This window comes from Aeromonas sp. s4, assembly GCF_040907855.1.
Classification (GTDB): domain Bacteria; phylum Pseudomonadota; class Gammaproteobacteria; order Enterobacterales; family Aeromonadaceae; genus Aeromonas; species Aeromonas caviae.
Genome location: NZ_JBFOCP010000007.1, coordinates 1 through 6,623 on the forward strand (window position 1 = coordinate 1; position 6,623 = coordinate 6,623).

The following is a 6,623-nucleotide window of genomic DNA, read 5'->3' on the forward strand; positions in this document are numbered from 1 at the left end:
GGGTCTGAAATTGATACCGAAGGAAGTGCGCACTAAAGTAGCGTAAACAAGACGCCGGTTTGAGGCCGGTGTCAGGCGATAACTAGATCTGTACAGTCAGAATGAGCTTTACTATTCGAATCTACGGGGTTGAGAAATTAAATTTAAATATTTTTCATGGCATTATCTCATGCTTCTTTTCATTTTCATATTTTCTAAAAACAGCTGAATTTCGTTGGTCGTTATTTATATTTGAACCAGTTAGACGAGCTTGAGTTAAATCGCTACCTGTCAGTGTGGCATCTTGAAAATTTGCATTTGTAAAATCAACTCCACCAAGATCTGATTGGGTAAGATCAGCATTCTCAAGATTGGCTTCAATTAAAATCGCCCCCTTAAAATCAGCGCCACTAAGTCGAGCATTCCTTAAATTTGCTCGAGAAAGTAATGAATTATGAAGCTTTGCATCTGTTAAATATGCTTCAGTTAAATCGGAGCCCTCTAAGTTTGCTTTACTTAAGTCTGCCATTTGGAAATTCACATTCTTTAGGCTGGTATTATTCTGGTTATGTGTATCTGAAGTTAATGTGGTTAATTGTGCGTCAATTAGGATTGCGTGACTTAGACTTGCGTCATCAAGAATTGCTCCATTAAAACAAGCACCTTGTAAATTTGCCTGATCTAAATTTGCATCTTGTAAATTGGCCCCCCGAAAACTTGCACCTTGAAGATTAGCTCTTTTTAAATTTGCACCTTTTAAATTGGCTTCATCCAAGTTTGCCCCTTGAAGGTTTGCGCCCTCCAAATTTAAAGAGTTAAATGATGCCTTTCTTAAATCACTATATTCTAAAGATGCATGTTTTAAATTTAAGTTTCTTAGTTGATGGCTATCTAGAAGCTTGAAACCAGTTAATAAATATCCCTTTTTCTCATTGAAGAATAGCCCTACTTTGTATTGATTTACAGTTTTAATAAATTTAAGAATGTTATCAGTCTTATTGAATGGATCTCTTCCATCTGTAAGAATACCAAGTTCAACGCCATAAACTATCAGGAACTCTCTAATGCTTAAATGTGAGAATCTAAATTCACCGTATGAATTTCTATTTAGCAGAGAGTTTGTACCAATATCTATATGGTCAATTCCCTCGATAACTCGCTCTGCGGGATCATTTAATAAAATAATATGAGATTCACGATGACATAATTGCTGAATATGCTTTAAAGCTACGGTGTGAGTACCTTGTCGCTGCATCGTTTCAGCTAACCAGATACAAGCTTTAAGCAAGTCTTCCTTATTAAGTCGTTTGTTGTGATGTGTTCTTAATTTGATGACTTCACGATTTAACCATGTATCTACTAAACCTTTATATAATTCATACTCGGTTGCTCCCTGTCGGTGGCTTTCCAATAAGGTCTCTATATGGGACAATAAAAACGGTCTGAATTGAAGTGAACCTATACTTTTTATCGATTGCTTAGCATCATGTAACTTTGGATTTTGAAATTTATTAAATATGAACTTTAATCTTCTGGGGTAACGCGCTTCCAAATACGCATCCACCTGTTCATCTGTAAATAAAGAAAGATAAATCAATGGGCAATCATAATTATTGAATGATATCTTCCCCATAGTATTGAATGCAGATTCTGCTATTGCAGGAAAAAACTGTGTGCGACAAGTAATTATTACACGGTAAAAACAACTAGTTGCTTCAAGTATCCTTGTTAATCGATTAATTGTACCTCCTTGCTTACACTGAGTATCTTCATCCAATGAATCTAACAAGAGAACAGTTTGAGTTTTGTTTTCTATTTTACTAATGTCACTTAAGGTCGTTTCTCCTAATTTTAGGAGTTTACATTGGTAAGTTTTTGGCCAGAAAGACATTAAATGGCTAAGCTTAATCATCATCAACAAGGAGGTTTTCCCCATACCAGCATCGGCGAGGACAAACATCTGGCTCGCACCATCTCTAGTTAATATATCTCGATTAAAAAATTTGTTTATAGTTTCAAAAATCCCAGCTCTTATTGATGATATAGTTTCATCCTCAAGCTCATCTGCAGGATTAACCTGTTGACAGTCAGGTTGAATGTAAAACTTAGCAAGTTCTTGACAATCTCCAAAAACATCATTAATTCTAATTAATTCTCTATTTCTATTGTCAATGTTGTTTTTTAATACGCTAGTTAGTGCCTTTAATAATTTAGTCGCCACTTTTGTAGAAATAAAACTAGTTGTTTCCATGGGGCCTCAAAGGTTGCTAAGGATGAAAATAAAATATAGAGCTTTGATGAAGCTAGAAATCATGTTTAAGTCGTCATGTAGAGGCGGTAAGCAGTTAATGCCGTACTCCATGAAAGAGAATTGAACCATAATAGGTGTCATATAAACATATAAAAATTACTTCTTATTTCAGAGAAACCATCAGCACGGTTCAAAAAAGTTAATGAATCGGCAATGGAGAGGATAGGTAAGTCTACAGCCCCTGAATATCAGCCTCCAGTTTGTTACGTTTTCTCTGTGGTGTGGCTCTGGTCTGACTCATAGCTGACTTCGGCAAGAGGAGAATTAACAAACTGCTATCACGGTATAAATAGGATATTCACCAGCCAGTCTACCTTCAATCAGTTGTCGCTGGATTTATTGGCTGGATTGCCTAGCTTTGATCTTAACCATATATTTATATCGCGGATAACCTCTTTGCGCAGGCTTTTCCCGTCGCTGTCTTTCAACCCATGATCCAGTGCTTCGTAACGCCGATACTCGATATTGTTCTTCCCGAGTTCTTTAAGGCGCTGCACCAACTCATCTGTTTTTTGCGGTGATACCGAAGTATCCATTCCCCCCTGCACGATCAGCAAAGGAGACTTTACCTTTTTAAGGATATCAAACTGATCGATGGAGAGCATCTGCTGCCACCAATGATAACCGTGTCCACTCACGTCAAGCTCAAAGGGTTTGCTGTTAAGAACATGCTCGGCAAACCCTTTGAAATCGTCGATCTCTTTTCTCGCCTCATCGGGGTTGTTATGTTTGACAGCGATACTGTGTGAGACGTCATCGATAAACCAGCGGCCACCACCATTAAAGGCGATGGTGGCATCGATAGAGTCAATATCTGCGCTCACCCGGTTGGCGATAACGGCACCTTCACTGCCGCCCAAGAGGATAAATGTCTTGTATTGCCCATCTTTTCTAACGATATCGAGCACTGTTTTGATATCCGCGACCCGCTGCGCAGGGTTGTCCTTTTCAAGGTACTGAGCAGGGCAATCCTTGCGTTCGGCATCTTTACTGTATTTTAATTTGCGATTAATGCCGTACTTTTCGATTAGCAACACATCAGCTTCTGGCCAGACATTTTTATACTCGGTGAGTATGGACTCTATTTTCAAGACACTATTGCAATCAGAGCCTTGCAGGATCAACAGCAGTGTATCTGTGTCATGGATATGTTGGACAAGATAATAGGAGATAAACGAACCATCATCCCTGCTGGCTGTGCGAGTCATGATCTCCTGAGAGTTCACCGAACTCGTCAAAAAGAGAAAACCAAAAAATATTAATAGAACTTTCATGTTGAATATTATGGTTGTATTTTTTTTATGATTGATACCAAGAAGAATGTGGCAATCACATGCTATCAATCTTATCGGTTTATCTATTTGGGAATATTGAATTATTTAAATTTCATAGGCTAAACCTTGCTTGTTTCTGAGCACTAGCTGATAGGCGTGATCTCGCAATAAAAACATCATCAACTCAATATCCTTAAGTTGGGATAATTTGATAGGATGGGCTTCCCATCGAGGTGGGGGGTGACCGGCATCGTTACAATGAGCAAGATATATTCGTTGTTTGCTCCGATACAGGGCGAAAAAGCTCATGTTACATTGCTTAGCTATAGATAAATAAGGCTCAAAAGAAAGTTCATACAAATTCATTTCATCATATTCAGTTGAGCTTATATAACGAGACATCTCGTAATATGAATCAGGTAAGCTCGCGTCTTGGCTTATTGAATCAAATAACTTGATAACTTCTTGAATATGAGAAAGCTTTATTATTGGTTTTCTTTTCAAACTTTTACCTCTTTGGTCGTGATCTTCCCAACATTCAGGCAAGGCTACCGCCCCTGAATTTCAGCCTCCAGCCTGCTGCGCTTTCCCTGTGGCTCCGGTCTGGTTCATGGCTGACTCCGACAAGAGGTGATCCCGATTGCCATGTTACCGAACGGAGCTGGTTAGGGAAGGGGGAGCGGGCGATTTCTCGGGCAAGATCAATAAATTGGGGGGTGGGGGCTGCGGGGGCCTGCGGCAGGTTGGATAAGAGGGATCTCAAGGCCGACGCTTTCCCGCTTCCCGCTTCCCGCTTCCCGCTTCCCGCTTCCCGCTCAACGCTCAAGGCCCAACGCCCAACATTCACGGTGTATGGATGGGGGAGTGAGCAAGGCCATTGCCCTGCCGAGGGCCATGCGGTGCAGCCGAGAGGGTCGGCCTGGCACGGACGAGCAGGTGGTTGGGACGGGGTGAAAGACCCGCGGGTTCAGTCGACGACTCGAATTTGAAACCCGCTCAGACGCCCATGCACCACCCAAAAGAGGGGCCCGCTGCCGGTGACGGCAGGGGCCCGTTTTTATTGTTAGCGCACGGTCTTTGGGTCTGGTTTCCTCCGTGAAGGCTTAGCGGGCGAGCAGGGGTTGGCCGCTGGTCAGGGCGGTGCTGGTTGGCCGGGTGGCGGGATGCTGCTGGAACTGGCGTACCAGCCGCTCCAGATCCCCGAGCTGCTTCACGAGGGCAATGATGCCCTGCACGGCGTGGCGGCTGCCCTGGCTGGAGTCGTCGGCCAGACGCTTGATGTCCAGTACGCTGTGGTGGATGTCCTGGGTGACCAGGGACTGCTCCTGCACCGCCTGGGCTATCTGGTTGCTGCCTGCGGTCACCTGCAACAGGCGTTCGCTTATCTGTTGCAGGATATCGCCGGTGGCGGCGGCCTTGAGGCGGCAACTGGCGGAGAGCTGCTCCCCTTGCGCCATGGCCTGCTGGGCATCGTCGGCGCTGGCCTGCAAGAGGCTTATCATCTGCTGTATCTCGCCGGTGGAGGATTGGGTCTTGATGGCCAGGGTGCGGATTTCGTCCGCCACCACCGAGAAGCCGCGACCGGACTCGCCCGCCCGGGCCGCCTCGATGGCCGCATTGAGGGCCAGCAGGTTGGTCTGGTTGGCGATGTTGTTGATGACGTCCAGGATGCCGTCGATGGCGCGGCACTGGCTGGCCAGCGCCTCTATCACGGCGCGGGAGGTGAGCAGCTCGCCGTGAACCCCTTCCACCGCCGCCACGGTATCGAGCACGCTGCGATTGCCCTCCCGAAACAGCACGGCGGTGTTGTCCAGGCTGTCCGAGGAGGCGCTCGAGCTGTGGGAGACCTCGCGAATGGACGCCGTCATCTCGGTGATGGCGGTCGCGACCTGGTTGGTCTGGGCCTGCTGTTGTTGCAGGTTGCCGGTGATGGACTCGGCATTGTTCAGATCCGTCTGCGCCGCCTGCACGATCTGCTGGCAGGTCTGCTGGGTGCGGGCCAGCACCGCATTGAACTCGGCCTGGTTCATCTTCATGGCGAGCTCGACTGCAGCCAGACGATCGACCCGGCCGGTATACAGCAGTTGCATCAAGGGGTTGTCGAAACGGTGGCGGGCCAGGGTCTCCAGCCGGGCGAGGCGCCGGGAGAGGGTCTGGCAGATGACGAGCGCAACCACCAGGGGCAGGGCTCCGATGAGCAGAGGCCAGCCCGGACCGTGCTGATAGCCGAGGGTGACCAGACTGGCCAGCAACGCCATCAGGCAGAGGTGGATCCCCAGGGTGTGGCAGCAGGGAGGCAGGCGCAGGGCCCGGGGGGTCTTGCCGCGGCGCATCTCGTCATAGACCCGCTCCGCACGCTGCTTGACCGCGTCGTCCGGCGCCGTGCGCACCGACTGGTACTCCACCACCTTGCCGCTTGCGTCCTGAATGGGGGTGACGAAGGCGTTGACCCAGTAGTGATCCCCGTTCTTGCAGCGGTTCTTGACCGGGCCCATCCAGCTTTTGCCTTCCCGCAGATGGCGCCACATGTCGGCAAACGCCTGGGGGGGCATGTCGGGGTGGCGGACCAGGTTGTGGGGCGCCCCTTGCAGCTCCTCCAGGGTGAAGCCGGCTATCTGGCAGAACTCGTCGTTGGCATAGGTGATGCGGCTCTCCAGATCCGTGGTGGAAATCAGGTTCTGGTGCGACGGGTAGAGGCGCTCACGCTGGGTAACGGGTTGATTGACTCTCATGGTACTTCCTGCCTGACAGAGGAAAGAGAGTCTGGTTGCAATTCGTACACCAGAGTGCCCAAAAACGCTTAAATTGCGCTCTATATGTCTCTTTTGCGCTCAAAACCCGTAGTGGGGGGAACATGGCCCGGGCTCGCGTCCGCCCCTGCCGTCAGGATTCGCTTTTTGGGAGCCGTTTTGGCAATGGCGGGGCGGGTTTCGCAATTTGGCAAGGCGGGGCCTGGGCCTCCGCCAGCCTCAGGCGGGCAGATCCGGCTCGCTGACCGGAGCCGGCATCTGGGTCTCTATCTGCAGATGGGTGGAGAGCAGGGTCTTCAGATCCTGCAG

4 protein-coding genes are annotated in these 6,623 nt (G+C 48.0%); all 4 read right to left on the reverse strand.

Going from position 1 to position 6,623, the window contains the following annotated elements:
* Positions 1-154: 154 nt before the first annotated feature.
* Complete coding sequence (locus AB5Y89_RS01805) at positions 155-2,230, reverse strand: pentapeptide repeat-containing protein (protein WP_322131822.1); 2,076 nt, start codon at positions 2,228-2,230, stop codon at positions 155-157.
* Between the two features lie 380 nt (positions 2,231-2,610).
* The gene (locus AB5Y89_RS01810) at positions 2,611-3,498 is read right to left on the reverse strand and encodes an alpha/beta hydrolase family protein (RefSeq protein WP_368222783.1); all 888 of its coding nucleotides are present in this window, start codon (positions 3,496-3,498) and stop codon (positions 2,611-2,613) included.
* Between the two features lie 171 nt (positions 3,499-3,669).
* Entirely contained in the window at positions 3,670-4,068 is a 399-nt protein-coding gene (locus AB5Y89_RS01815) for a hypothetical protein (protein WP_322131824.1), read from the reverse strand.
* Positions 4,069-4,667: 599 nt separating this feature from the next.
* Complete coding sequence (locus AB5Y89_RS01820; RefSeq protein WP_368222784.1) at positions 4,668-6,296, reverse strand: PAS domain-containing methyl-accepting chemotaxis protein; 1,629 nt, start codon at positions 6,294-6,296, stop codon at positions 4,668-4,670.
* Positions 6,297-6,623: the final 327 nt, after the last annotated feature.

Excerpts from the sequence above, each read along its gene's own strand:
- AB5Y89_RS01820 (WP_368222784.1), bottom strand. The coding sequence starts at position 6,296 with ATGAGAGTCAATCAACCCGTTACCCAGCGTGAGCGCCTCTACCCGTCG.
- AB5Y89_RS01810 (WP_368222783.1), bottom strand. The coding sequence starts at position 3,498 with ATGACTCGCACAGCCAGCAGGGATGATGGTTCGTTTATCTCCTATTAT.
- AB5Y89_RS01805 (WP_322131822.1), bottom strand. The coding sequence starts at position 2,230 with ATGGAAACAACTAGTTTTATTTCTACAAAAGTGGCGACTAAATTATTA.